1 pseudogene is annotated in these 549 nt (G+C 62.8%); it reads left to right on the top strand.

Annotated elements, in window-relative coordinates:
- A pseudogene (locus ACWGTO_RS33780) lies at nt 1–491 on the top strand (transposase); the annotation flags it as partial.
- Nucleotides 492–549 lie beyond the last annotated feature (58 nt).

The raw sequence follows: 549 nt of genomic DNA, 5'->3' as shown, positions 1-549 counted from the left end.
AGAAGCTGAATGCGGTGGTGCCGTGGGAGGTTTTCCGCAAGCCGCTCGGCAAGGCGCTGAGGCGCTCCGATGGCGCGAGGGGTGGCCGGCCGCCTTACGATCCGGTGATGATGTTCAAGATTATGGTTCTGCAGGCGCTCTACAGCCTGTCTGACGACCAGGCCGAGTTCCAGATCCAGGACCGACTATCCTTCATGCGCTTCCTCGGGCTGGGTCTCGGAGACAGGGTGCCGGATGCCAAGACGATCTGGCTGTTCCGGGAGCATCTCACACAGGCCGGCGCGGTGGACAACCTGTTCGCCCGTTTCGACAAGCACCTCGGCAAGGCCGGCTACCTGGCGATGGGCGGGCAGATCGTCGATGCCACCATCGTGGCGGCGCCCAAGCAGCGCAACACCGACGCGGAGAAGACTGACATCAAGGCGGGCAAGGTTCCGGACGAGTGGAAGAAGAAGCCCGCGAAGCTGCGCCAGAAGGACTGCGATGCACGCTCACATGGGCGTCGAAGTGTCAAGGTTATCAGTCACAGCGCATAGGGCACTCTCCAAG

Source organism: Mesorhizobium sp. PL10, assembly GCF_053714315.1.
Note: the sequence above shows the minus strand (reverse complement) of the source record. Positions and strands in the feature narration are given on the sequence as shown.